This is a genomic window from Enterobacter sp. PI-10 (genome assembly GCF_027947695.1).
GTDB lineage: Bacteria > Pseudomonadota > Gammaproteobacteria > Enterobacterales > Enterobacteriaceae > Enterobacter > Enterobacter vonholyi.
Genome location: NZ_JAJNOG010000008.1, coordinates 18,460 through 40,464 on the forward strand (window position 1 = coordinate 18,460; position 22,005 = coordinate 40,464).

Consider the following 22,005-nt stretch of genomic DNA (forward strand, 5'->3'; position numbering starts at 1 on the left):
CCAGGCCCCAGAAATAAAAAAGGCCGGATAATCCGGCCTTTTAGCAACACAGGTTTCTTACTTCTCGTTCAGACCGAGTTTTTTCTCCAGATAGTGGATGTTAGTTCCACCATTCTGGAAGTGCTCGTCGCTCATGATGCGCATCTGCAGATCAACGTTGGTTTTGATACCGTCGATGATCAGCTCCTGCAGGGCATTCTTCATGCGGGCAATCGCCACGTCACGATTTTCGCCGTAGCAGATGAGCTTGCCGATCATTGAGTCATAGTACGGCGGTACGGTGTAACCGGCGTAGATATGAGACTCCCAGCGCACGCCAAAGCCACCCGGCGCGTGGAAACGCGTGATTTTGCCCGGGCTTGGCAGGAAGGTGTTCGGGTCTTCGGCGTTGATACGGCATTCTACCGCATGGCCTTTCACCACAACTTCTTCCTGCTTGATGGAAAGCGGCTGGCCTGCAGCGATACGCAGCTGCTCTTTGATCAGGTCAACGCCGGTGATCATTTCGGTAACCGGATGCTCAACCTGAATACGGGTGTTCATTTCGATGAAATAGAACTCGCCGTTCTCGAACAGGAACTCAAAGGTACCCGCTCCACGATAGCCGATATCGACACACGCTTTAGCGCAACGCTCGCCGATGTAGCGACGCAGTTCCGGGGTAATGCCCGGCGCTGGTGCTTCTTCGACCACTTTCTGGTGACGACGCTGCATGGAGCAGTCACGTTCTGCCAGATAGATTGCGTTGCCCTGACCGTCAGCCAGCACCTGAATTTCGATGTGGCGTGGGTTTTCCAGGTATTTTTCCATGTATACCATGTCATTGCTGAAAGCGGCTTTCGCTTCTGCTTTGGTCATGGAGATGGACTGCGCCAGTTCAGCATCGCTACGCACAACGCGCATACCGCGACCGCCGCCGCCGCCGGACGCCTTGATGATAACCGGGTAGCCAATGCGTTTAGCATGAGCACGGTTAGCATCCATGTCGTCGGTCAGAGGGCCGTCAGAGCCTGGTACGGTTGGAACACCGGCTTTTTTCATGGCGGTGATTGCAGACACTTTGTCGCCCATCAGGCGGATGGTGTCGGCTTTCGGGCCGATGAAAATGAAGCCAGAGCGTTCAACCTGCTCAGCAAAGTTGGCGTTCTCAGAGAGGAAGCCATAACCCGGATGAATTGCCACCGCGCCGGTGATTTCAGCGGCACTAATGATAGCCGGGATGTTCAGATAGCTTTTTACGGACGGAGCCGGGCCAATACAGACCGTCTCATCCGCAAGCAATACGTGTTTTAAATCGCGATCCGCGCTTGAGTGCACAGCGACGGTCTTGATGCCCAGTTCTTTACAGGCACGAAGAATACGCAGTGCGATCTCGCCGCGGTTGGCGATAACAATTTTATCCAGCATGTACGCCTCGTTACTCGATGACGACCAGCGGCTCGTCAAATTCAACCGGCTGACCACTTTCGACCAGAATCGCTTTCACAGTACCTGATTTGTCTGCTTCGATCTGGTTCATCATTTTCATCGCTTCAACGATGCACAGGGTATCGCCGACGTTGACTTTCTGACCCACTTCGATGAACGCCTTCGCGTCAGGGCTCGGGGTGCGGTAGAAAGTACCAACCATTGGGGAACGTACGATGTGACCACTGATTTCTGCTGCAGCGGCAGGTGCGGCTTCAGCTGCTGGTGCAACGGCTGCGGAGAGCGCAGGCTGCTGCACTGGCGCAGCATAAGCCTGCTGCATTACCGGGAAGCTAGCGGCTGGGGCTGCACGGCTGATGCGTACAGACTCTTCGCCTTCAGAAATTTCCAGTTCGGAGATGCCTGATTCTTCAACCAGCTCGATCAGTTTTTTAATCTTACGAATATCCATGAGTGGGTTCCGTACTCTTGTTTAGTGTGATTGTGACAAGCGTTTTACCGCTGTCTGTAAAGCGTATGAATAGCCGTCTGCGCCCAGTCCACAGATAACGCCAGCAGCGATATCCGACAGATACGAATGGTGGCGGAACGGCTCTCGGGCGTGCACGTTACTCAGGTGGATCTCGATAAACGGGATACTCACCGCGAGCAGTGCGTCGCGGATAGCAACACTTGTGTGCGTAAACGCGGCCGGATTGATCAGGATATAGTCCACATTGTCTTTAGCCTGATGAATACGGTCGATGAGTGCGTACTCCGCATTCGACTGAAAATGATCCAAATCCACATTCAGCGACGCTGCTTCCGTTCCAAGACGGTTAACAATTTCACTCAATGTCAGCGTGCCGTACTTCTCTGGCTCACGGGTGCCGAGCATGTTCAGGTTCGGTCCGTTCAAAACTAAGATATGGAACTTATCAGTCATTATGCCGCTATCTCCTGCGATTTTCGGGTAAAAAACAAAATATACCTTCGAAACGCAAATGTCACCTTTTCAGAGGCTTAAAACCGCTGTCAGGCGAACCAAGGTCGCACATTATAACGATTTCGTAGCATTTAGCAGCTAAATACTGGTCTTATCAGGGAAGATTATCAACCGCTATCCGAAAAAGATTTGCGGTTGACGGGTAATCTGCGGGAAAACGCACAGTTTCGCGAACTATCGCAACCACTGGCGGAACTTCTTATAACGCCATGCTAAAAGCGCCACGGCGGCCAGTGCGTACAGGACCGGCTGCGGGGAGAGGATCTTCACTGACCACAGGTAATGAAGGGGAGCGAGGATCGCGACAAGATAGACGAAGTTGTGCAGCAGCTGCCAGCGCCTGCCCAGTTTTCGCTGTGCATATTGCGTGGAGGTCAGCGCTAACGCCAGTAAAATCACCCAGCTCACGATGCCCAGGGTCAGATAAGGGCGTGTCACCAGTTCGCGGCCAAGCAGCGCCAGATTGTTAATTCCCAGTTCCAGCAGGGCATAGCTGGTAAGGTGCAGCGTTGCCCAGGCAAAACACCATAGTCCTAACAGCCGACGGGTGCGTATCAATAAGGGCTGTTTAGCGTAGCGCGCCAGCGGCGAGACGAGCAAGGTGGCCAGCAAAAATTTCAGAGCCATCCGACCGGTAAAATGCTGGATATCCTTGGCCGGGTCTGCGCTAAAGAGCCCCTGGCTGGCGGCCCAGAACAGCCATATAAAAGGAAATACCCCGGCCAGGTGCAGAAGCACTTTCAGCCAGGTAATCTGTTTTGCCGTTAAACGCACTCAGAAGTTCTCCCGTAAGTTGAGACCACGATAAAGCGAGGCCACTTCATCCGCATAACCGTTAAACAGCAGCGTCGGCTGGCGCTTCACGTCCAGCGCACCGCCGGAACCAATAAACCGCTCGGTCGCTTGCGACCAGCGTGGATGATCCACATGCGGGTTCACGTTGGCGAAGAAACCGTATTCGTCCGGGGCCGCCAGATTCCACGTGGTTGGTGGACGTTCACGGGTAAGCTTGATGCTGACGATAGATTTAATCCCTTTGAAGCCATATTTCCACGGTACGGTTAAACGGATGGGGGCACCGTTCTGCGGCGGAAGCGCTTTACCGTACACGCCGACGGTCAGCAGGGTGAGGGGGTGCATAGCTTCGTCGAGACGTAACCCTTCCACATACGGATAATCAAGCCCGCCGCCGATAAACCGATCTTTCTGCCCGGGCATCTCGTCCGGCGCATACCGCGTCTGGAAGGCGACATATTTTGCATTGCTGGTGGGCTCAACCATCGCCAGCAATTTATGCAGCGGGAAGCCGACCCAGGGCACTACCATCGACCAGGCCTCCACGCAGCGCATGCGATAGATACGCTCTTCGAGCGGGAAACGGGTGGTGAGATCGTGGTGGTCCAGCGTCAGGGGTTTCGCCACTTCGCCATCAATCTTCAGCGTCCACGGATCGGTTTTGAGGCTTCCCGCGTTGGCGGCAGGATCGGCCTTGTCGAGACCAAATTCGTAGAAGTTGTTGTAGCCGGTGACTTTATCTTCCGGCGTAAGCGTCAGTTTGTTTTGCCATTCAGCTGGTTTCGTAAAGGTGAGCGGGGCGCCGGAAGGAGCCTTTGGCCGATCGTTGCCTTTAAACCAGTCGAGCAGGTCGGCGTGAGCCGAAGGCGAGAGCGAGAGCGCGGTGGCGCTGATGCCAAGCATTTTCAGGATCTGGCGGCGCTGTAGCATAAAGACAGACTCAGACGTTACGTCGGCTTCCGTCAGTTTTCGGTTTTTCATGGCATCCTCCGTCATGCGTTTTCCTAAGCATGACGGAGGAGAGTGATTCGCGCGAATATGTCACGAAAATTTGAAGATTAGGCGATTTTCACCAGCGCGCGACCGTGGAACTGGTTATCCATGATCTTAGAGGCATATTCCGGCGCCTGGCTCAGGTTTATCTCCGTCGCGCTCTGGGTATAGAAAGATTCCGGCAGATCGCGCACCAGCCGTTCCCAGGCTTCATGGCGACGAGCCGCAGGGGTCATCACGGAATCCACGCCCTGCAGGCGGACGTTACGCAGAATAAACGGCATCACGGTGGTTGGCAGGGCAAATCCGCCCGCCAGACCGCAGGCTGCCACGCAGCCGCCGTAGTTCATCTGCGCCAGGACTTTTGCCAGCACCTTATCACCTACGGTATCCACAGCCCCTGCCCAGACCTGTTTTTCCAGCGGACGGGTTTCAGCGAATTCGTCACGGCTGAGAATGCGGTTTGCACCGAGCTGGCGCAGATAGTCATGGGTGCTTTCACGGCCGGAAACCGCAGCGACCTGATAGCCCAGCTTGTGGAGCAGCGTGACAGCCGTGCTGCCCACGCCGCCGCTGGCGCCGGTGACGACAATGTCACCCGACTCAGGGCGGATACCCGCATCTTCCAGCGCCATCACGCACAGCATGGCGGTAAAGCCTGCTGTACCGACGATCATCGCCTTGCGGCCATCCATGCCTTTCGGCATCGGCACCAGCCAGTCGCCCTTCACGCGCGCCTGCGTGGCCAGCCCACCCCAGTGATTTTCACCCACACCCCAGCCGGTGAGCAGCACCTGCTGGCCCGGATGGAAGCGCGGATCCTCGCTGGTATGAACCCGGCCCGCGAAATCAATACCAGGCACCATAGGGAAATTTCGGATGATTTTACCCTTACCTGTAATAGCCAGCGCATCTTTATAATTTAAACTGGACCAGTCGATGTCGACGGTTACTTCGCCTTCCGGCAGGCGGCTCTCTTCTACCGGCTGCACTGAGGCGAGCGTTTTGCCGTCCTGCTGTTCTAAGATCAAAGCCTGCATACGGGGTCCTCTCAACTCATATGATTGGAAAATAATTTCTGAAGACTATACTCGCTCAGGGAAACGCAGTGCCGATTTAACGCAATAAATTGCCAGATACACCCGATTTGGTAGTATGCCGCATTTGAAATGCAAGTTAGCGCTTACTCGCTACCCCCATCAACCCACGGAGTAATCTCAAGGATGCGATTAACGACGAAGTTCTCAGCTTTTATCACCTTGCTGACGGGTCTTACCATTTTTGTCACCCTTCTGGGCTGCTCTCTCAGCTTTTACAACGCCATTCAGGACAAACTGGTCAATCGGGTACAGTCTGTCGCGTCGGTGATTGATACGCGTCTGCTAACGACGCCGCTACCAACGCTTACCAGTGAGCTTGATGAGTTGATGGTACCTGTTGATATTGTTCAGATCGACATTCAGCAGGGAAAGCATCGTGTTTTAAGCCATGAACGGCCGGGGAGCTATCGACCTGCGGGCGTGGTGAGCCAGTATCGGGAAGTAACGGTGCATTCCCTCAAAAATCCAGGGATGACCATACGCATGGTCTATCTCGATCCGATGGCCAGCTATTTCCGATCCATGATGACCACCGCGCCGCTCACCGTCGCGGTGGCGTTTATCGTCCTGCTGATCTTTCTCGCGGTCCGCTGGCTGCGCCGCCAGCTCTCCGGCCAGGAGCTGCTGGAGATGCGCTCCGTACGTATCCTGAACGGTGAACGCGGCCCGCAGGTGCGCGGCTCGGTTCATGAATGGCCTTCACGCGCCAGCAGCGCGCTGGATACCTTGCTCTCCGAAGTCCAGTTTGCCAGCGACCAGCGCAGCCGTATGGATACGCTGATCCGCTCTTATGCTGCGCAGGATAATAAAACTGGCCTTAACAATCGTCTTTTCTTTGATAATCAGCTGGCCACGCTGCTCGACGATTCAGAAAAAGTGGGGACACATGGGGTAGTGATGATGATTCGCCTGCCCGATTTCGATCTCCTGCGCGACACCTGGGGACAGCGGGCCGCGGAAGAAAATCTCTTTACGCTAATCAATCTGCTCTCCACCTTTATTATGCGCTACCCGGGCGCATTACTGGCCCGCTATCACCGCAGTGACTTTGCCGTGTTACTGCCGCACCGTACGCTGAAGGAGTCGGAAAGCATCGCCAGCCAGCTGCTGAAGGCGGTGGATGCGCTGCCGCAGAGCAAAATGCTCGACAGGGACGATATGGTCCATATGGGGATCTGCGCCTGGCGTGGCGGACAATCGACAGAACAGGTAATGGAACATGCGGAAGCCGCTACCCGCAACGCTGTCTTACAGGGGGCGAACGGATGGGCGGTGTATGATGACTCGCTGCCGGAAAAAGGGCGCGGCAACGTGCGCTGGCGAACGCTGATTGAGCAAATGCTTAGCCGCGGCGGACCGCGTATTTATCAAAAACCCGCGGTGATGAAAAACGGCAATGTTCATCACCGTGAACTGATGTGTCGTATTTTTGACGGTACCGAAGAGGTCATTTCGGCGGAATATCTGCCGATGGTGCTGCAATTTGGGCTGTCAGAAGAGTATGACCGCCAGCAAATTACCCGGCTGATTCCGTTTTTATCCTTCTGGCCTGAAGAAAACCTGGCGTTACAGGTCACTGTTGAGTCGTTAATACGCCCACGTTTTCAGCGCTGGCTACGTGATACATTAATGCAATGCGAAAAATCACAGCGCAAACACATTATTTTTGAACTTGCTGAGGCCGATGTAGGTCAACACATCAGCCGGTTACGTCCGGTGGTACGTTTGATCAATGCGCTCGGTGCGCGTGTAGCGGTGACGCAGGCTGGTTTAACGCTGGTCAGTACCAACTGGATCAAGGAACTGGATGTGGAGTTATTAAAGCTACATCCGGGGCTGGTAAGAAATATTGAGAAGCGTACGGAAAACCAGCTTCTGGTACAGAGTCTGGTAGAAGCATGCAAGGGAACGCGAACACAAGTGTTTGCCACGGGCGTGCGCTCCAGAAGCGAATGGCAGATGTTAACAGCGCGCGGCGTGATGGGTGGTCAGGGGGATTTTTTTGCTGCCTCTCAACCGCTTGACACCAACGTGAAAAAATATTTGCAAAGATACTCTGTTTGACCTGCCGTTTACGCTGTTTTCACGTAGAATATCGCGCCTGTAGCTTTGAGTATGTCGAGCAAAAAGCCAGTGAACGACCTTTAATGGGTTACAAACGTCAGTGGGGAACGCAACTGTTTACTCAGCCCTGAAGGAGTCAGGGGATGATTTTGTAACATCAGGAAACGTACTGCATAAATTTTCACCGTTGCAGATGATTTTTGCGCCTTGTCGCTGCTGCGTGTGGTTGGTAAAGTAAGCGGATTTTGTTTTCCGCCCCAGCTTTCAGGATTATCCCTTAGTATGTTGAAAAAATTTCGTGGCATGTTTTCCAATGACCTGTCCATTGACCTGGGTACCGCGAATACCCTTATTTATGTAAAAGGACAAGGCATCGTATTGAATGAGCCTTCCGTTGTGGCCATTCGTCAGGATCGTGCAGGCTCGCCAAAAAGCGTGGCCGCAGTGGGTCATGACGCGAAGCAGATGCTGGGTCGTACCCCAGGCAACATTGCCGCTATCCGCCCAATGAAAGACGGCGTTATCGCCGACTTCTTCGTGACTGAAAAAATGCTTCAGCACTTCATCAAGCAGGTTCACAGCAACAGCTTCATGCGTCCAAGCCCGCGTGTTCTGGTGTGTGTGCCGGTTGGCGCAACCCAGGTTGAACGTCGCGCAATCCGTGAATCTGCCCAGGGTGCAGGTGCGCGTGAAGTGTTCCTGATTGAAGAGCCAATGGCGGCGGCAATCGGTGCAGGTCTGCCTGTGTCTGAAGCGACCGGTTCCATGGTGGTGGATATCGGTGGTGGTACCACTGAAGTGGCCGTTATCTCTCTGAACGGCGTGGTGTACTCCTCTTCCGTACGTATCGGTGGTGACCGCTTCGACGAAGCCATCATTAATTATGTGCGCCGTAACTACGGCTCTCTGATCGGTGAAGCCACCGCAGAGCGTATCAAACATGAAATCGGCTCTGCGTATCCGGGCGATGAAGTGCGTGAGATCGAAGTACGTGGCCGTAACCTGGCTGAGGGTGTTCCACGCGGTTTCACCCTGAACTCCAACGAAATTCTGGAAGCACTGCAGGAACCACTGACGGGCATCGTGAGCGCGGTAATGGTCGCGCTGGAACAGTGTCCACCAGAGCTGGCGTCCGATATCTCCGAGCGCGGTATGGTTCTGACCGGTGGTGGTGCGCTGCTGCGTAACCTCGACCGCCTGTTAATGGAAGAGACAGGTATTCCTGTCGTAGTTGCAGAAGATCCACTGACTTGCGTCGCCCGTGGTGGTGGCAAGGCGCTGGAAATGATCGACATGCACGGCGGCGATTTGTTCAGCGAAGAGTAGTCGAGTTTGAGAGGGTAGCAATTTGCTACCCTTTCTCTCTGACGCGAGAATACGCATAGCCTATGAAGCCAATTTTTAGCCGTGGCCCATCGCTACAGTTTCGCCTCATTCTGGCGGTTCTGGTTGCGCTTGGGGTCATTATTGCCGATAGCCGCCTCGGTACGTTCAGCCAGATCAGAACGTACATGGATACCGCCGTCAGTCCTTTCTACTTTGTTTCAAATGGTCCCCGTGAACTGCTCGACTCCGTTTCTCAAACGCTGTCTTCGCGTGACCAACTCGAACTCGAAAACCGGGCATTACGTCAGGAACTGTTGCTGAAAAACAGCGAACTGCTGATGCTGGGGCAATACAAGCAGGAAAACGCGCGCCTGCGTGAACTGCTCGGCTCGCCGCTGCGTCAGGATGAGCAGAAAATGGTCACGCAGGTGATCTCCACCGTGAACGACCCCTATAGCGATCAGGTTGTGATCGACAAAGGCAGCGTGAACGGGGTGTATGAAGGCCAGCCAGTTATCAGCGATAAAGGCGTAGTAGGCCAGGTTGTTGCCGTGGCTAAACTGACCAGCCGCGTGCTGCTGATTTGCGATGCCACGCATGCGCTGCCGATCCAGGTCCTGCGCAATGACATCCGCGTGATCGCGGCCGGTAACGGCTGTACGGACGACCTGCAGCTGGAACACCTGCCGGCTAACACGGATATCCGCGTAGGCGACGTGCTGGTGACGTCTGGTCTGGGTGGACGCTTCCCTGAAGGCTATCCGGTTGCGGTGGTCTCTTCGGTCAAGCTGGATACCCAGCGTGCCTATACCGTGATTCAGGCGCGTCCAACTGCTGGTTTGCAGCGTCTGCGCTATCTGCTGCTGCTGTGGGGTGCCGATCGTAACGGGGCTAACCCGATGACGCCTGAAGAGGTCCATCGAGTGGCAAACGAGCGCCTGATGCAGATGATGCCGCAGGTTCTTCCGCCTGCGGATTCCATGGGGCCGCCTGCGCCAGTCCCGGCGCCGGCAACCGGGTTAACGCAGCCGCTGCCGGATGCGCCGCCACCGCCTAAACTCTCTTCGGGAGGGCAGTAGTGGCAAGCTATCGTAGCCAGGGACGCTGGGTCATCTGGCTCTCGTTTCTTATTGCACTGTTACTGCAGGTTATGCCCTGGCCGGATGACATTCTCGTTTTCCGGCCAAACTGGGTATTGCTCATTTTGCTCTACTGGATCCTTGCCCTGCCGCATCGCGTAAATGTCGGCACAGGTTTTGTGATGGGTGCCATACTGGATCTCATTAGCGGCTCTACGCTTGGCGTGCGCGCCTTGTCCATGAGCATTATTGCGTACCTCGTCGCACTCAAATTCCAGCTCTTTCGTAACCTTGCGCTCTGGCAACAGGCCCTGGTGGTGATGCTATTGTCGCTCGCTGCGGATATCGTTGTTTTCTGGGCAGAGTTTTTAGTGATCAACGTCTCTTTCCGACCGGAAGTGTTCTGGAGTAGTGTAGTAAACGGTGTGCTCTGGCCTTGGTTATTCCTGCTGATGCGTAAGGTTCGCCAGCAGTTTGCTGTGCAATAAAAGGTTTCTATGACGTCTTTGTATCTCGCTTCCGGCTCCCCGCGCCGTCAGGAACTCCTGACGCAGCTAGGGGTATCTTTTGAACGCATCGTGACCGGCATTGAAGAAAAACGTGCTGAGGGCGAAAGCGCTCAACAGTACGTGTTACGTCTGGCGCGGGAGAAAGCGCAGGCGGGCGTGGCCAGTGTGCCACGCGATCTTCCCGTGCTGGGGGCAGATACCATCGTTATCCTGAACGGTGAAGTGCTGGAGAAACCGCACGACGCCGATCATGCAGCGCGCATGCTGCGCAAGCTGTCCGGACAAACGCATCAGGTGATGACGGCCGTCGCGCTGGCTGACAGCCAGCACGTGCTGGACTGCCTGGTGGTGACGGAAGTGACCTTCAGAGTACTTACCGACGACGACATCGCCGCTTATATTGCCAGCGGTGAACCGATGGATAAAGCAGGTGCATACGGTATTCAGGGGCTGGGTGGCTGTTTTGTCAGGAAGATTCATGGCAGCTATCACGCCGTAGTCGGCTTACCGCTGGTGGAAACGTATGAGTTGCTGAGCAATTTTAACTCACTGCGTGAGGGAAGGGATAATTATGACGGCTGAATTGTTGGTAAACGTAACGCCCTCGGAAACCCGTGTGGCCTATATCGATGGTGGCATTCTTCAGGAAATTCATATTGAGCGTGAAGCGCGGCGCGGAATAGTAGGCAATATCTACAAAGGTCGTGTCAGTCGTGTACTACCGGGTATGCAGGCGGCTTTTGTAGATATTGGACTCGATAAGGCGGCATTTTTACATGCCTCCGATATCATGCCGCACACCGAGTGCGTCGCGGGCGAAGAGCAAAAGCAGTTTGCCGTACGCGACATTTCTGAACTGGTGCGTCAGGGACAGGATCTGATGGTGCAAGTGGTGAAAGATCCCCTCGGCACCAAAGGCGCCCGTCTGACCACCGACATCACCTTACCTTCCCGCTATCTGGTCTTTATGCCCGGCGCGTCGCACGTGGGCGTTTCGCAGCGTATTGAGAGTGAAACCGAGCGCGAGCGTCTGAAGAAAGTGGTCAGCGCCTACTGCGATGAACAGGGCGGATTTATCATCCGTACCGCCGCGGAAGGGATCAGCGAGGAAGACTTGGCGTCGGATGCGGCTTACCTGAAGCGCGTCTGGACAAAAGTGATGGAGCGTAAAAAACGTAACCAGACCCGCTATCAGCTCTATGGTGAGCTGGCGCTGGCGCAGCGCGTTCTGCGTGACTTTGCCGACGCGCAGCTCGACCGCATTCGCGTGGACTCTCGTCTGACGTACGAGGCCCTGCTCGAGTTTACCGCCGAATATATCCCCGAGATGCCTGGCCTGCTGGAGCACTACACCGGGCGTCAGCCGATCTTCGATCTCTATGATGTCGAAAACGAGATCCAGCGTGCGCTGGAGCGTAAGGTCGAGCTTAAGTCAGGCGGCTATCTGATCATCGATCAGACCGAAGCGATGACTACCGTCGATATCAATACCGGCGCTTTTGTCGGCCATCGCAATCTCGATGACACCATCTTCAACACCAATATCGAAGCCACGCAGGCCATTGCGCGCCAGCTTCGTCTGCGCAATCTGGGCGGCATTATCATCATCGACTTCATCGATATGAGTAATGAAGACCATCGTCGCCGCGTGCTGCACTCGCTTGAGCAGGCGCTGAGCAAAGACCGCGTGAAAACCAGCATTAACGGCTTCTCGCAGCTGGGGCTGGTGGAAATGACGCGTAAGCGTACCCGCGAGAGCGTGGAGCATGTGCTGTGCAATGAATGCCCAACCTGCCATGGACGCGGAACGGTAAAGACGGTTGAGACCGTCTGCTACGAAATTATGCGTGAAATCGTCCGTGTTCATCATGCCTACGACTCCGATCGTTTTCTGGTCTATGCTTCCCCTGCGGTGGCTGAAGCGCTGAAAGGCGAAGAGTCACACGCGCTGGCGGAAGTGGAAATCTTTGTCGGCAAACAGGTAAAAGTACAAATTGAACCGCTCTATAACCAGGAGCAGTTTGACGTCGTGATGATGTAAGCGCAGTACGCTGCGTGACGAAGCTGACAAGGAGAGATGCGTGAGGCGATTGCCGGGGATTTTATTGCTTACAGGGGCAACGCTGGTCGTGATTGTCGCGTTGCTCGTGAGCGGGCTACGCCTCGTATTACCGCATCTGGACAGCTGGCGACCGCAGCTGCTGGCTAAAATCGAATCCACCACCGGCGTGCCGGTGAACGTAAGCCAGGTTAGCGCTAACTGGCAGAATTTTGGCCCGACGCTCGATGTCCGGGATATCAACGCCAGCCTGAAAGATGGCGGCTACCTGAAAATCAAACGCGTGACCCTGGCGCTGGACGTCTGGCAAAGCCTGCTGCATCTGCGCTGGCAGTTTCGCGATCTCACCTTTTATCAACTCAAGTTCCTGACCAATACGCCGCTGTCTGGCGGGGATAGCGGTCAGGGTCTTGAAGCCAACCGCTTCAGCGATCTTTTCCTTCGCCAGTTCGATCATTTCGATCTGCGCGACAGCGAAGTGAGCTTTATTACCCTTTCCGGGCAGCGCGCCGAGCTGGCGATCCCGCAGCTTACCTGGCTTAACGGTAAGGATCGGCACCGCGCCGAGGGGCAGGTCAATCTCTCGAGCCTGAACGGCCAGCACGGCGTGATGCAGGTGCGTATGGATCTGCGCGACGATGACGGCCTGTTAAATAACGGCAAAGTCTGGCTGCAGGCCGATGATGTGGACGTCAAGCCGTGGCTGGGCGACTGGCTCCAGCAAAACATGCAGCTGGAAACGGCCCGCTTCAGCCTTGAGGGCTGGTTGACCCTGACGAAAGGCGAATTTGCCAGCGGTGATATCTGGCTCAAGCAGGGGGGCGCGAGCTGGAAAGGCGAAAAACAACAGCATCAGCTTTCCGTCGATAACCTCACCGCGCACGTGACGCAGGAGAAAGAGGGCTGGCAGTTTGCCATTCCCGATACGCGCATCACGATGGACGGCAAGCCGTGGCCGCGCGGTGCGCTGACGCTGGCCTGGATGCCGGAGCAGGACGTTGGCGGCACGGCCAGTAAACGCAGCGACGAGCTGCGCATCCGTGCCAGTAACCTGGATTTGGCCGCCATTGAAGGGCTACGCTCGATGGCGGCAAAGCTCTCTCCTGACCTGGGCGAGATCTGGCTGGCTACGCAGCCGAGCGGAAAGATTGATTCTCTGGCGCTGGATATTCCGCTTCAGGCGACGGAAAAAACCCGTTTCCAGGCGACATGGAAAGATCTTGCCTGGAAACAGTGGAAGCTGCTGCCGGGTGCGGAGCACTTCAGCGGCAAGCTGGAAGGCAGCGTGGAGAATGGCAGGCTGACGGTTGATATGCACGACGCCAAAATGCCTTACGAGACGGTCTTCCGCGCGCCGCTGGAAATCGAACAGGGCAACGCAGTGCTTAACTGGCTCCGTAACGATAAGGGTTTCCAGCTCGATGGTCGGCATATCGACGTCAAAGCGAAAGCGGTGCACGCGCGCGGAGATTTCCGCTATCTGCAGCCTGAAGGCGATGAGCCATGGCTGGGGATTCTGGCCGGGATCAGTACCGATGATGGCTCCCAGGCCTGGCGCTATTTCCCTGAAAACCTGATGGGGAAAGCGCTGGTAGACTATCTCAGCGGCGCGATTCAGGGCGGTCAGGCGGATAATGCCACGCTGGTCTACGGCGGTAATCCCCATCTGTTCCCGTACAAACACAATGAAGGTCAGTTCCAGGTTCTGGTCCCGCTGCATGACGCTACCTTCGCGTTCCAGCCGGGCTGGCCCGCGCTGAAAAACCTGGATATCGAACTTAATTTCCTCAATGACGGCCTCTGGATGAAGTCCGACAGCGTAGCGCTGGGCGGCGTGACGGCCAGCAACCTGACGGCCAACATCCCGGATTACTCCAAAGAGAAGCTGCTGATTGATGCCGAGATCAACGGTCCCGGCAAGGCGGTGGGACCGTACTTTGAGGAGACGCCGCTGAAAGAGTCGCTGGCGGCGACGCTTCAGCAGCTCCAGCTTGATGGCGATGTGAATGCTCGCTTACATCTTGATATCCCGCTGGACGGAGAGATGACCACCGCCAAAGGTGATGTCCGCCTGAAAAACAACAGCCTGTTCATCAAACCCCTTGAGAGCACGCTGAAAAATCTCAGCGGGCAGTTCAGCTTTGAAAACGGTAACATGAAGAGCGAGCCGCTTACTGCCAGCTGGTTTAATCAGCCCGTGAATATCGACTTCACGACCACAGAGGGTGAAAAGGCGTATCAGGTGGCCGTCAATCTGGACGGCAACTGGCAGCCAGGGCGTATGGACGTCCTGCCGAAGCCCATTGAGGCGTCAGTGGATGGCGCGGTCGCCTGGCAGGGTAAAGTGGCAATCGACCTGCCTTATCACGCGGGCGCCCAGTATAAGGTCGACATCACGGGTGACCTGAAGAATATTCGAAGCCAGCTGCCAGCGCCGCTGGATAAACAGGCCGGACAGCCGCTGCCGGTAAAGCTGAACGTCGATGGCAACCTGAACAGCTTCGCACTGACCGGCAGCGCGGGCGGGACAAACCACTTCAACAGCCGCTGGTTGCTTAACCGCAAGCTCACCCTCGACAAAGCCATCTGGACAACGGATAGCCGCTCCACGCCGCCGCTGCCGGAGCAGACGGGCGTTGAGCTGAATCTCCCACCGATGGACGGTGCAGAGTGGCTAGCGCTGTTCCAGAAAGGCGTTGGGCAAAACGTTGATGAAACCGCCCAGTTCCCGCAAACCATTACCGTACGTACGCCTTCGCTGATGCTGGGCGGGCAGCAGTGGAACAACCTGAGCATCGTCTCGCAGCCTGGCGCTAACGGCACGAAGGTAGAGGCCCAGGGCAGAGAGATCAACGGTACTTTGACCATGCGCAATCACGCGCCATGGCAGGCGGCGATTCGCTATCTCTACTACAACCCGGCAAGCGCCACGAGCGGGAATGATAAACCGGCAGAAGCGTCTCCGCTGAGTAATGCCTCCCGCGTCGATTTTAGCGGCTGGCCCGATCTCCAGCTGCGCTGCGCTGAGTGCTGGCTGTGGGGGCAGAAATATGGCCGTATTGACGGTGATTTCACTATTCAGGCCAACACGCTTACGCTCTCCGGTGGCCTGGTTGATACCGGCTTTGGCCGCATGACGGCCGCAGGGGAATGGGTGAATAACCCGGGCGAGCAGCGAACGTCCCTCAAGGGCGACATCAAAGGCAACAAGCTGGATGCGGCAGCCAATTTCTTTGGTATCAGCACGCCGCTGCGCGGTTCGTCATTTGATGTTAATTACGATCTTCACTGGCGCGACGCTCCGTGGAAGCCGGATGAGGCCTCGCTGAACGGCATTCTGAAAACCCACTTTGGTAAAGGTGAGATCGCCGACGTGAGCACGGGGCGCGCCGGGCAGATCCTGCGCCTGCTGAGTTTTGATGCGCTGCTGCGCAAGCTGCGCTTCGATTTCAGCGATACGTTCAGCGAAGGTTTCTACTACGATTCCATCCGCAGTACGGCATGGATTAAGGACGGCGTTCTGCATACGGACGATACGCTGGTGGATGGCCTGGAAGCGGATATCGCCATGAAAGGCTCGGTCAACCTCGTGCGCCGCGAACTGGATATGGAAGCCGTGGTGGCACCGGAAATTTCCGCGAGCGTGGGCGTTGCGGCGGCCTTTGTGGTGAACCCGATTGTCGGTGCGGCGGTGTTTGCCGCCAGCAAAGTGCTGGGGCCGCTGTGGAGCAAGGTCTCCATTCTGCGCTACCGCATTACCGGTCCGGTCGATAAACCGCAGATTAACGAGGTGCTGCGCCAGCCGCGCAAAGATGCACAGCAATGATTTGACGTGGGCAGGTAATTGCCTCACTCTCAATAAATACGATCTTTATACCGCCACGGGCGGCAACGAACGAGTAGCAATACGATGAGTCTGAACCTGGTAAGTGAACATTTGCTCGCCGCGAACGGCCTGAATCATCAGGACCTGTTCTCCATTCTTGGTCAACTGACCGAACGCCGTCTCGACTACGGCGACCTTTATTTCCAGTCGAGCTATCACGAATCCTGGGTTTTAGAAGACAGCATCATTAAAGATGGCTCTTACAACATCGACCAGGGCGTCGGCGTCCGCGCCGTTAGCGGCGAGAAAACCGGTTTTGCCTATGCCGATCAGATTAGCCTGGCTGCACTTGAGCAGAGCGCGCAGGCCGCGCGCACCATTGTGCGTGATACCGGCGATGGTCGCGTGAAAACCCTTGGAGAAGTGCAGCACTCTGCGCTCTATACCAGCATCGATCCTCTGCAGAGCATGAGCCGTGAAGAGAAGCTGGATATCCTGCGTCGCGTGGACAAAGTCGCCCGCGCGGCGGATAAACGCGTGCAGGAAGTTTCAGCCAGCCTGAGCGGTGTGTATGAACTGATTCTGGTGGCGGCAACGGACGGCACTCTGGCGGCAGACGTTCGCCCGCTGGTACGTCTCTCCATCAGCGTGCAGGTCGACGACGATGGCAAACGCGAGCGCGGCTCAAGCGGTGGCGGCGGTCGTTTCGGCTATGACTGGTTCCTGGGCGACGTTGACGGTGAAGCGCGCGCTGACGCGTGGGCAAAAGAAGCCGTGCGCATGGCGCTGGTGAATCTGAATGCCGTCGCGGCGCCGGCGGGCTCATTCCCGGTGGTGCTGGGTGCTGGCTGGCCGGGCGTGCTGCTACACGAGGCGGTAGGCCACGGCCTGGAAGGCGACTTTAATCGTCGCGGGACGTCGGTGTTCAGCGGTCAGATCGGGCAGCTTGTCTCCTCTGAACTGTGCACCGTGGTGGATGACGGCACGATACGCGATCGTCGCGGCTCGGTGGCTATCGACGATGAAGGTACGCCCGGCCAGTACAACGTGCTGATCGAAAATGGCGTGCTGAAAGGCTACATGCAGGACAAACTCAACGCGCGCCTGATGGGCGTCGCGCCGACGGGCAACGGACGTCGCGAATCTTACGCGCACCTGCCGATGCCGCGCATGACCAACACGTATATGCTGCCGGGTAAATCCACGCCGCAGGAGATTATCGAATCCGTTGATTACGGTATCTTTGCGCCAAACTTTGGCGGCGGCCAGGTGGACATCACCTCCGGTAAGTTTGTCTTCTCTACTTCAGAAGCGTACCTGATCGAGAAGGGCAAAGTGACCAAAGCGGTGAAAGGTGCGACGCTGATTGGCTCCGGTATTGAAGCCATGCAGCAGATCTCGATGGTCGGTAACGATCTGAAGCTGGATAACGGCGTGGGCGTCTGCGGTAAAGAGGGCCAGAGCCTGCCGGTTGGCGTGGGCCAGCCAACGCTGAAAGTGGACAACCTGACGGTGGGCGGCACGGCGTAAGTTTTCCCGTCACTCTAACCCTCTCCCAAACCGGGAGAGGTGTCTTGAATTACAAAACCTATTCTTTCCTTCTTCCCCGCATCCCCTGAAACAGCTCTGCTACGTCAACAAAATACTCGGTCAGATAGTTAATACACACCTGCACCTTGAGCGGGAGTTTGTCTTTTTCGGTATACAGGGCGTACACCGGACGAGGATCGGACTGGTAGCGCGGGAAGAGGATCTCAAGCACGCCGCTGTTGATCTCGTTGATGACCCACATTAACGGCACGTAGGCAATCCCGGCGCCGGCCACCAGCCAGCGCGAAATGGTCATCGGATCGTTAGTGACAAATCGCCCTTCCGGCAGCAGTTTGGTGGAGATCCCTTCCGGGGCAATCAGCTCAAATTCATTGTCGGGCCGCACGCTGTATTCCAGCCACGAGTGGTTGGTGAGATCGGCGGGTTTCTCCGGAACACCGTACTGGGCCAGATAGCTCTTCGAAGCGCAGACGACCATCGGCATGCTGCCCAGCCGACGCGAGAACAGGCTGGAATCCTGCAGCGCGCCGACGCGGATCACCACGTCCAGACCGTCGGCAATCAGGTCCGGTGCCGGGATACCCGTCACCAGATTAACGGTAAGCCCGGGATACTCTTTCAGCATATCCGCCGTCATGGCAGCGAGAACATTTTGTGCCATAGTTGAAGAACACCCGATGCGCAGCGTGCCGATGGGGGTGTTGTTGAAGGCGTAGAGCTGTTCGTGAACATCCTGCACTTCCAGCAGCATACGGCGACAGCCCTGATAGTAAATTTTGCCCGCTTCCGTCAGGCCAATGCTGCGGGTGCTGCGGTTGAGCAGCTTGACCTGAAGCTCATCTTCCAGTTTGGACACCGTCTGGCTGATGGATGAGACGCTCATCTGAAGCTGGCGTGCAGCGGCAGTAAAGGAGCCCAGTTCAACCACTTTGGCGAAGACCGACATGCGTTTTAAACGTTCCATTGTTCACTCTGGCTTAAAAGTGATTTAGATCACATATTATAGATAACAGCATAACAGTTACGTTAATATATTATTTATTACATAACGGCTGCGCCATTCTCGCCCGGCATTTCTTGCTCTCCTGCGATGGCGTGCGCTAAAAAAATTCTGAAGCCTGCACTCTCTCTTATCAAGGTCAACATGAGTCTGTTTCCCGTTATCGTGGTGTTCGGTCTGTCGTTCCCACCGATATTTTTCGAGCTTCTTTTATCACTGGCGATCTTCTGGCTGGTGCGCAAGGTGTTGGTCCCTACCGGGATCTACGATTTCGTCTGGCACCCTGCATTGTTCAATACCGCGCTGTATTGCTGTCTGTTTTACCTGATATCGCGCATGTTTGTCTGAGGTTGATGTGAAAACGCTAACAAGAAAAATCTCCCGCACTGCCATCACAATGGCGCTGGTTATCCTCGCCTTCATCGCTATTTTCCGCGCCTGGGTTTATTACACCGAATCACCGTGGACGCGTGATGCACGCTTCAGCGCCGATGTGGTGGCAATAGCCCCTGACGTGGCCGGTCTTATCACGGCGGTCAACGTTCACGATAACCAGCTGGTGAAAAAAGATCAGGTTCTGTTCACCATCGACCAGCCTCGTTACCAGAAAGCGCTGGAAGAGGCGGAAGCGGATGTGGCCTATTACCAGGCGCTGGCTGCGGAGAAACGCCGCGAGGCTGGCCGCCGTAACCAGCTTGGCGTTCAGGCAATGTCCCGTGAAGAGATTGACCAGTCCAACAACGTGCTGCAAACCGTGCTGCACCAGCTGGCGAAAGCGCAGGCAACGCGCGATCTGGCGAAGCTCGATCTCGAGCGTACCGTGATCCGCGCGCCGTCCGATGGCTGGGTGACCAACCTTAACGTCTATGCCGGGGAATTCATTACCCGTGGCTCAACCGCCGTGGCGCTGGTGAAACAGAACTCCTTCTACGTACTCGCCTATATGGAAGAGACCAAGCTGGAAGGCGTACGACCGGGCTACCGGGCAGAAATTACGCCGCTGGGCAGCAATCGCGTCTTTAAAGGTACCGTCGACAGCGTCGCCGCAGGGGTGACTAACTCCAGCAGTTCGAATGATGCCAAAGGGATGGCAACGGTGGATTCCAACCTCGAGTGGGTGCGTCTGGCCCAGCGCGTGCCGGTCCGTATCCATCTGGACGAACAGCAGGGCAACCTGTGGCCTGCGGGTACCACGGCGACGGTGGTGATTACCGGTGAAAAAGATCGGGATGCCAGCCAGGACTCGTTCTTCCGTAAAATCGCCCACCGTCTGCGCGAGTTTGGTTAATCGCTATGGGCATCTTTTCCATCGCCAGCCAGCACATTCGCTTCGCCGTGAAGCTGGCGTGTGCCATTGTGCTGGCGCTGTTTGTTGGCTTCCACTTCCAGCTTGAAACCCCTCGCTGGGCAGTGCTGACGGCTGCTATTGTCGCGGCGGGTCCGGCCTTTGCCGCGGGTGGGGAACCCTATTCAGGCGCGATCCGCTATCGCGGGATGCTGCGTATCATCGGGACGTTCATCGGCTGTCTCGCGGCGCTCACCATTATTATTCTGATGATCCGCACGCCGCTGCTGATGCTGATGGTGTGCTGTATCTGGGCGGGCTTCTGCACCTGGATCTCGTCTCTGGTGAAAGTTGAGAACTCCTACGCCTGGGGGCTGGCGGGCTATACCGCGCTGATTATTGTCATCACCATTCAGTCCGAGCCGCTGCTCGCCCCGCAGTTTGCAGTTGAGCGCTGCAGCGAGATTGTCATTGGTATCGTGAGTGCGATTGTCGCGGATCTGCTGTTCTCTCCGCGCTCCATCAAGCAGGAAGTCGACCGTGAGCTTGACGCGCTGATCGTTGCTCAATACCAGCTGATGCAGCTGTGTATTAAACACGGCGACAGCGAAGAGGTCGATAAAGCCTGGAGCGGGCTTGTTCGTCGCACGCAGGCGCTGGAAGGGATGCGCAGCAACCTTAACATGGAGTCCTCGCGCTGGGCCCGCGCAAATCGTCGCCTTAAAGCCCTCAATACTGTCTCTCTGACGCTGATTACCCAGGCATGTGAAACCTATCTGATTCAGAACACCCGGCCGGAAGCGGTCACCGATACGTTCCGCGAACTGTTCGCCGAGCCGGTGGAAACCGTGCAGGACGTGCATAAGCAGCTTAAGCGTATGCGCCGGGTGATTGCCTGGACTGGGGAGCGCGACACGCCGGTAACGATCTACACCTGGGTCGGCGCTGCGACGCGCTACCTGCTGCTGAAACGCGGCGTGATTGGTAACACCAAAATCAGCGCGGCAGAAGAAGAGGTACTGCAGGGCGAAGTGGTGATCAAGGCGGAATCCGCCGAGCGCCATCACGCGATGGTCAACTTCTGGCGTACGACGCTTGCCTGTATGCTCGGCACGTTGTTCTGGCTGTGGACGGGCTGGACGTCCGGCAACGGCGCGATGGTGATGATTGCCGTCGTTACTGCACTGGCGATGCGTCTGCCTAATCCGCGTATGGTCGCCATCGATTTCCTGTACGGCGCCATTTCTGCCCTGCCGATAGGCGCGCTCTATTTCCTGGTCATCATCCCGTCGACGCAGCAGAGCATGCTGCTGCTCAGTATTAGCCTGGCGGTAATGGCGTTCTTTATCGGCATTGAAGTGCAAAAGCGGCGCCTGGGATCGCTGGGTGCGCTGGCGAGTACGATTAACATCATCGTGCTCGATAACCCGATGACCTTCCATTTCAGCCAGTTCCTCGACAGCGCGTTAGGTCAGCTGGTGGGCTGTTTCCTGGCAATGATGGTGATACTGCTGGTGCGGGATAACTCGCAGGCAAGAACGGGCCGCGTGCTGTTGAACCAGTTCGTGTCGGCCGCCGTGTCGTCTTTGACAACCAATACCGCGCGCCGTAAAGAGAACCACCTTCCCGCGCTCTACCAGCATCTGTTTTTACTGCTGAACAAGTTCCCGGGCGACATCGCGAAATTCCGCCTGGCGTTAACCCTGATCATCGCGCACCAGCGTTTGCGTAACGCGCCCGTGCCGATCAACGACGATCTGTCGGCCTTCCACCGCCAGTTACGTCGTACCGCCGATCATGTGCTTTCCGCCGGCAGCGATGACAAACGGCGTCGTTACTTTACGCAGCTGCTTGAAGAGCTCGATGTCTATCAGGAAAAGCTCAAGCACTGGGAAGCGCCGCCTCAGGTGACCGAGCCGGTAGGAAGGCTAGTGTTTATGCTGCATCGCTACCAGAATGCCCTCACGGATAACTGACTGAAGTAAAAAAACCGACGCCAAAAGCG

The 22,005-nt window shown here is 56.2% G+C and carries 18 protein-coding genes; 11 read left to right on the forward strand and 7 right to left on the reverse strand.

Annotation, left to right across the window (positions count from 1 at the left end):
* Positions 1-57: 57 nt before the first annotated feature.
* From accC to acuI, 6 genes are all read right to left on the reverse strand, one after another.
* Entirely contained in the window at positions 58-1,407 is a 1,350-nt protein-coding gene (gene accC / locus LRM19_RS16425) for an acetyl-CoA carboxylase biotin carboxylase subunit (RefSeq protein ID WP_003860388.1), read from the reverse strand.
* A 10-nt stretch (positions 1,408-1,417) separates the two neighbouring features.
* The gene (accB, locus tag LRM19_RS16430; protein ID WP_010436174.1) at positions 1,418-1,879 is read right to left on the reverse strand and encodes an acetyl-CoA carboxylase biotin carboxyl carrier protein; all 462 of its coding nucleotides are present in this window, start codon (positions 1,877-1,879) and stop codon (positions 1,418-1,420) included.
* Between the two features lie 21 nt (positions 1,880-1,900).
* Complete coding sequence (gene aroQ / locus LRM19_RS16435; RefSeq protein ID WP_023309405.1) at positions 1,901-2,353, reverse strand: type II 3-dehydroquinate dehydratase; 453 nt, start codon at positions 2,351-2,353, stop codon at positions 1,901-1,903.
* Between the two features lie 234 nt (positions 2,354-2,587).
* Positions 2,588-3,187, reverse strand: coding sequence for a protein-methionine-sulfoxide reductase heme-binding subunit MsrQ (gene msrQ, locus LRM19_RS16440; RefSeq protein WP_271369467.1), 600 nt, complete (start codon positions 3,185-3,187; stop codon positions 2,588-2,590).
* Entirely contained in the window at positions 3,188-4,189 is a 1,002-nt protein-coding gene (gene msrP / locus LRM19_RS16445) for a protein-methionine-sulfoxide reductase catalytic subunit MsrP (protein WP_111964997.1), read from the reverse strand.
* A gap of 77 nt (positions 4,190-4,266) precedes the next feature.
* Entirely contained in the window at positions 4,267-5,241 is a 975-nt protein-coding gene (gene acuI / locus LRM19_RS16450; protein WP_149367556.1) for an acrylyl-CoA reductase (NADPH), read from the reverse strand.
* Positions 5,242-5,424: 183 nt separating this feature from the next.
* On the opposite strand from acuI, the gene csrD reads away from it, so the two are divergent.
* The 8 genes from csrD to tldD all read left to right on the forward strand — a co-directional run bounded on the left by csrD (position 5,425) and on the right by tldD (position 17,694).
* A complete protein-coding gene (csrD, locus tag LRM19_RS16455) occupies positions 5,425-7,365 on the forward strand; it encodes an RNase E specificity factor CsrD (protein WP_111964995.1) in 1,941 nt (646 codons plus the stop codon).
* Positions 7,366-7,647: 282 nt separating this feature from the next.
* Positions 7,648-8,691 (forward strand): rod shape-determining protein MreB, encoded by a 1,044-nt coding sequence (gene mreB, locus LRM19_RS16460; RefSeq protein ID WP_000913396.1) that lies wholly within the window; start codon positions 7,648-7,650, stop codon positions 8,689-8,691.
* A gap of 62 nt (positions 8,692-8,753) precedes the next feature.
* Positions 8,754-9,770 (forward strand): rod shape-determining protein MreC, encoded by a 1,017-nt coding sequence (gene mreC, locus LRM19_RS16465; RefSeq protein WP_023309400.1) that lies wholly within the window; start codon positions 8,754-8,756, stop codon positions 9,768-9,770.
* The gene (gene mreD / locus LRM19_RS16470; RefSeq protein WP_023309399.1) at positions 9,770-10,258 is read left to right on the forward strand and encodes a rod shape-determining protein MreD; all 489 of its coding nucleotides are present in this window, start codon (positions 9,770-9,772) and stop codon (positions 10,256-10,258) included. The genes mreC and mreD overlap by 1 nt, the downstream gene beginning before the upstream one ends.
* A 9-nt stretch (positions 10,259-10,267) precedes the next feature.
* Positions 10,268-10,861 carry a Maf family protein gene (locus LRM19_RS16475; protein ID WP_271369468.1) on the forward strand — a complete coding sequence of 198 codons (594 nt, stop codon included), beginning with the start codon at positions 10,268-10,270 and terminating at the stop codon, positions 10,859-10,861.
* Positions 10,851-12,320, forward strand: coding sequence for a ribonuclease G (gene rng / locus LRM19_RS16480; protein WP_111964993.1), 1,470 nt, complete (start codon positions 10,851-10,853; stop codon positions 12,318-12,320). The genes LRM19_RS16475 and rng overlap by 11 nt, the downstream gene beginning before the upstream one ends.
* Before the next feature lie 40 nt (positions 12,321-12,360).
* Positions 12,361-16,164 carry an AsmA2 domain-containing protein YhdP gene (yhdP, locus tag LRM19_RS16485; RefSeq protein WP_271369469.1) on the forward strand — a complete coding sequence of 1,268 codons (3,804 nt, stop codon included), beginning with the start codon at positions 12,361-12,363 and terminating at the stop codon, positions 16,162-16,164.
* An 84-nt stretch (positions 16,165-16,248) separates the two neighbouring features.
* Complete coding sequence (tldD, locus tag LRM19_RS16490) at positions 16,249-17,694, forward strand: metalloprotease TldD (protein ID WP_127732430.1); 1,446 nt, start codon at positions 16,249-16,251, stop codon at positions 17,692-17,694.
* A gap of 58 nt (positions 17,695-17,752) precedes the next feature.
* Here tldD and aaeR read toward each other — a convergent pair whose 3' ends face one another.
* A complete protein-coding gene (gene aaeR, locus LRM19_RS16495; protein ID WP_023616809.1) occupies positions 17,753-18,679 on the reverse strand; it encodes an HTH-type transcriptional activator AaeR in 927 nt (308 codons plus the stop codon).
* A 180-nt stretch (positions 18,680-18,859) separates the two neighbouring features.
* On the opposite strand from aaeR, the gene aaeX reads away from it, so the two are divergent.
* Genes aaeX through aaeB form a run of 3 tightly spaced genes read left to right on the forward strand, consistent with a single transcriptional unit; the run spans position 18,860 to position 21,976 of the window.
* Positions 18,860-19,063, forward strand: a complete 204-nt coding sequence (aaeX, locus tag LRM19_RS16500; protein ID WP_003860416.1) for a p-hydroxybenzoic acid efflux pump operon protein AaeX — start codon at positions 18,860-18,862, stop codon at positions 19,061-19,063.
* 7 nt (positions 19,064-19,070) lie between these two features.
* Positions 19,071-20,003 carry a p-hydroxybenzoic acid efflux pump subunit AaeA gene (gene aaeA, locus LRM19_RS16505; RefSeq protein WP_023309394.1) on the forward strand — a complete coding sequence of 311 codons (933 nt, stop codon included), beginning with the start codon at positions 19,071-19,073 and terminating at the stop codon, positions 20,001-20,003.
* Positions 20,004-20,008: 5 nt separating this feature from the next.
* The gene (aaeB, locus tag LRM19_RS16510; protein WP_271369470.1) at positions 20,009-21,976 is read left to right on the forward strand and encodes a p-hydroxybenzoic acid efflux pump subunit AaeB; all 1,968 of its coding nucleotides are present in this window, start codon (positions 20,009-20,011) and stop codon (positions 21,974-21,976) included.
* The last annotated feature ends 29 nt before the right edge of the window (positions 21,977-22,005 follow it).

What these genes read in the sequence shown, in the direction of transcription:
- accC (WP_003860388.1), bottom strand. Translation starts at nt 1,407, where the DNA reads ATGCTGGATAAAATTGTTATCGCCAACCGCGGCGAGATCGCACTGCGT.
- accB (WP_010436174.1), bottom strand. Translation starts at nt 1,879, where the DNA reads ATGGATATTCGTAAGATTAAAAAACTGATCGAGCTGGTTGAAGAATCA.
- aroQ (WP_023309405.1), bottom strand. Translation starts at nt 2,353, where the DNA reads ATGACTGATAAGTTCCATATCTTAGTTTTGAACGGACCGAACCTGAAC.
- msrP (WP_111964997.1), bottom strand. Translation starts at nt 4,189, where the DNA reads ATGAAAAACCGAAAACTGACGGAAGCCGACGTAACGTCTGAGTCTGTC.
- acuI (WP_149367556.1), bottom strand. Translation starts at nt 5,241, where the DNA reads ATGCAGGCTTTGATCTTAGAACAGCAGGACGGCAAAACGCTCGCCTCA.
- csrD (WP_111964995.1), top strand. Translation starts at nt 5,425, where the DNA reads ATGCGATTAACGACGAAGTTCTCAGCTTTTATCACCTTGCTGACGGGT.
- mreB (WP_000913396.1), top strand. Translation starts at nt 7,648, where the DNA reads ATGTTGAAAAAATTTCGTGGCATGTTTTCCAATGACCTGTCCATTGAC.
- mreC (WP_023309400.1), top strand. Translation starts at nt 8,754, where the DNA reads ATGAAGCCAATTTTTAGCCGTGGCCCATCGCTACAGTTTCGCCTCATT.
- LRM19_RS16475 (WP_271369468.1), top strand. Translation starts at nt 10,268, where the DNA reads ATGACGTCTTTGTATCTCGCTTCCGGCTCCCCGCGCCGTCAGGAACTC.
- rng (WP_111964993.1), top strand. Translation starts at nt 10,851, where the DNA reads ATGACGGCTGAATTGTTGGTAAACGTAACGCCCTCGGAAACCCGTGTG.
- tldD (WP_127732430.1), top strand. Translation starts at nt 16,249, where the DNA reads ATGAGTCTGAACCTGGTAAGTGAACATTTGCTCGCCGCGAACGGCCTG.
- aaeR (WP_023616809.1), bottom strand. Translation starts at nt 18,679, where the DNA reads ATGGAACGTTTAAAACGCATGTCGGTCTTCGCCAAAGTGGTTGAACTG.
- aaeX (WP_003860416.1), top strand. Translation starts at nt 18,860, where the DNA reads ATGAGTCTGTTTCCCGTTATCGTGGTGTTCGGTCTGTCGTTCCCACCG.
- aaeB (WP_271369470.1), top strand. Translation starts at nt 20,009, where the DNA reads ATGGGCATCTTTTCCATCGCCAGCCAGCACATTCGCTTCGCCGTGAAG.